Genomic DNA, 3239 nt, shown 5'->3' with positions numbered 1-3239 from the left:
AGACCGGTTTATAGACAGTCGGCGGTCCGCGCGTTAGGTTGTGCGCCGTTGCCCGTCCACCTCGCGGTCGACGGCCGTGTGCAGGTCGGTGCGGCCGGTGGCGGTGAACACCTCCTCCGGCTCCTGCCAGGGCAGGCCCTGGACGACCGCGTCCGGCAGGGCCAGGCCCGTCTCCGGATCGGCCAGGGCGGACACGTGCGGACGCAGCCGCGGGTCCAGCCAGGGCTCGCCCCGGCGGACGAACTCCGGGTACACACAGAGGCGTTCGCGCAGCTCGAAGCCGGCCGCCCGGGACCGCTCGGTGAGCTCCTCGATCTGCGGCCAGGGGCGCTCGGGGTTGACGTGGTCGATGGTCAGCGGGGAGACCCCGCCCCAGTCGTCGATGCCGGCGCCGATCAGCCGCTCGTACTCGGCGTCGACCAGGTTCGGCGGGGCCTGGAGGCAGGCGCCCGGGCCCATGATGTGCCGGGCGACGGCCACCGTGGCGACCAGGTCGTCCAGTTCGGCGTCCGGCATGCCGCGCATCGCCGTGTCCGGCTTGGCGCGGAAGTTCTGGATGATCAGCTCCTGGATGCCGTGGTAGGCGCGGGCCACCTTCCGCAGCGCGAACAACGACTCCGCGCGCTCCTCGTACGTCTCCCCGATGCCGATCAGCAGGCCGGAGGTGAACGGCACGGAGGAACGCCCGGCGTCCTCCAGGACGCGCAGCCGCACGGCCGGTTCCTTGTCCGGGGAGCCGAAGTGCGGGCCGCCGGGCTCGGACCACAGCCGGGTGGCGGTCGTCTCCAGCATCATGCCCATGCTCGGCGCGACCGGCTTCAGCCGCTGGAAGTCCGTCCACGTCATGACGCCCGGGTTCAGGTGGGGCAGCAGGCCGGTCTCCTCCAGGATGCGGATGGAGATGGCGCGGACGTAGGCGATGGTGTCGTCGTAGCCGTGCGCGTCCAGCCACTCGCGCGCCTCGGGCCAGCGGTCCTCCGGCTTGTCGCCGAGGGTGATCAGGGCTTCCTTGCAGCCGAGGGCGGCACCCTTGCGGGCGATGTCCAGCACCTCGTCGGGTGACATGAACATCCCGTGGCCGGCCCGGCGCAGCTTGCCGGGGACGGTGGCGAAGGTGCAGTAGTGGCACTTGTCCCGGCACAGCCGGGTGAGGGGAACGAAGACGCTCTTGGAGTACGTGATGACGCCGGGCCTGCCCGCCGCCTCCAGGCCCGCGTCCCGCACCCGGGCGGCGGAGGCGGCGAGATCCGTCAGGTCCGCACCGCGGGCCTGGAGGAGCACCGCCGCCTCGGCGACGTCGAGGGCGACGCCGTCCCGCGCACGTTTGAGGGCGCGGCGCATGGAGTTCTCGGTGGGACCGGTTCCGGAGGGCACGGAAGTCGTCATCCCTCGAGCATACGGTTGCGGTGATCAACGCCGGCGGGAGACGGGGCGCCGGGGTGGGTCGCCCGTTCCGGGCACGCGCGGGCCGTGTGTGGCCGGTCGCGACGTTCCCCGCGCCGCTCCGGGGCGCCTACCTTGGGCGGGTGACGACCTTGCGCGGCACCTTCGCACCCGGCTCACCCGACTTCGCCTACCTCCCCTTCGAAGTCCCGCCCGGCACGGCTGAGTTGAAAGTCACCTACACCTACGACAAACCACCCGTCCCGTCCGGCACCCCGGGCAACGCGCTCGACATCGGGCTGTTCGACCCACGGGGGACCGAGATCGGCGGGCGGGGCTTCAGGGGCTGGTCGGGCGGGGCGCGCAGCGAGTTCTTCGTGCGGGCCGACGCGGCGACCCCCGGATATCTGCCCGGGCCGCTCACCCCCGGCACCTGGCACATCGCCCTCGGCCCCTACACCGTGGCCCCGCAGGGGCTGGCCTACGAGGTGACCGTCACCCTGGCCGAGGGGGCGGCCGGTACGACCCCCGAGCCGGTGTACCCGCCCGGCCGGGCCCGGGGGCGGGGGCGCGACTGGTACCGGGGCGACTGCCACCTGCACTCCTGGCACTCCGACGGCCGCCGCACCCCCGCCGAGATCGCGGCGCTGGCCCGCGCCGCCGGGCTGGACTTCGTCAACAGCTCCGACCACAACACCAACGCCTCGCACCGCCACTGGGTCGACGCGGCCGGCGACGACCTGCTGGTGCTGCTCGGCGAGGAGATCACCACCCGCAACGGGCACGTGCTCGCGCTCGGCACCGACCCGGGCACCTTCGTCGACTGGCGCTACCGGGCCCGGGACGGCCGCTGGGCGCACTTCGCGCGGGCGATCCGGCGGGCCGGCGGCCTGGTCGTACCGGCCCATCCGCACGGCGACTGCGTGGGCTGCTCCTGGCGGTTCGGGTTCGCGGAGGCGGACGCCGTGGAGGTGTGGAACGGGATGTGGACGCCCGACGACGAACTGGCGCTCGCCGGCTGGGACGCGCGGCTGGTGGCGGCGGCACGGGGCGAGCGGACGTGGCTGCCCGCGATGGGCAACAGCGACGCCCACCGCGATCCGGACGTGGTCGGACTGCCCCAGACGGTCGTCCTCGCCGACGACCTGACCCGCGAGGCCGTCCAGGAGGGGCTGCGGGCCGGACGGTCCTACGTGGCCGAGTCGCGCCATGTCGCGCTGGACTTCTCCGTCACGGCGGAGGGCGGCGGGCGGGCCGGGATCGGGGAGCGGCTGGCGGTGGCCCCGGACACCCCGGTGACCGTGCGGCTCCAGGTGTCCGGCGCGCCGCGCTGCGCGGTGCGGTTCCTCACCGACCAGGGCCTGGTGTTCACCGGCGAGCCGCTGCCGGTGTCCGGCACGGGGGCCGTGGAGTGGCACACCTCCCCGGCCCGCGCGGCCTACGTCCGGGCCGAGGTGCGGCACGAGACGGCGCTGGGCCCGGTACCGGGGGCGATGGCCGCGCTCACCAACCCGGTCTTCCTCGGCCCGGCCGGCGACGGGCGACCCGGCGCGGGGCGGTGATCCCGCGTTCCGCGACGGTTCACTGTGCTCCACGCCCCTGACGCACCGTCAGGAGTAGCCGTCGGCCGGATCGCGCGGCCCCGGCGCCGGAAGGGGTGTGAGGACCCTGTGGAACGCGTGAGGGCCTTGTGCCCCGCGGCCGTGCCCTTGTGATCGGTGTCTCGCACGGCTGACGCAACCGCCCGGAACAAGGCAAACTGACGGGGTTGTTCGTGATGCCGAGGGGGACGAACGCATGGACGGTGGGCCGCGAGTACCCGAGCAGCGGCGGTGCGGGCAGCCGCGTCATGGGCC

At 74.1% G+C, this 3239-nt stretch carries 1 protein-coding gene and 1 pseudogene; one reads left to right on the top strand and one right to left on the bottom strand.

All coding sequences use genetic code 11. The features are described 5' to 3' along the window. Positions 1-60 precede the first annotated feature (60 nt). Positions 61-1386, bottom strand: a pseudogene (gene cofG / locus H5J33_RS28615) (7,8-didemethyl-8-hydroxy-5-deazariboflavin synthase CofG); the annotation flags it as partial. Between the two features lie 140 nt (positions 1387-1526). Here cofG and H5J33_RS28610 point away from each other — a divergent pair. Next, a complete protein-coding gene (locus H5J33_RS28610; protein WP_181797724.1) occupies positions 1527-2945 on the top strand; it encodes a CehA/McbA family metallohydrolase in 1419 nt (472 codons plus the stop codon). Positions 2946-3239: the final 294 nt, after the last annotated feature.

Source organism: Streptomyces sp. WELS2, from assembly GCF_013870595.1.
Classification (GTDB): Bacteria; Actinomycetota; Actinomycetes; order Streptomycetales; family Streptomycetaceae; genus Streptomyces.
The sequence above is the reverse complement of the archived record's forward strand: the minus strand, read 5'-3'. Positions and strand labels throughout refer to the sequence as shown.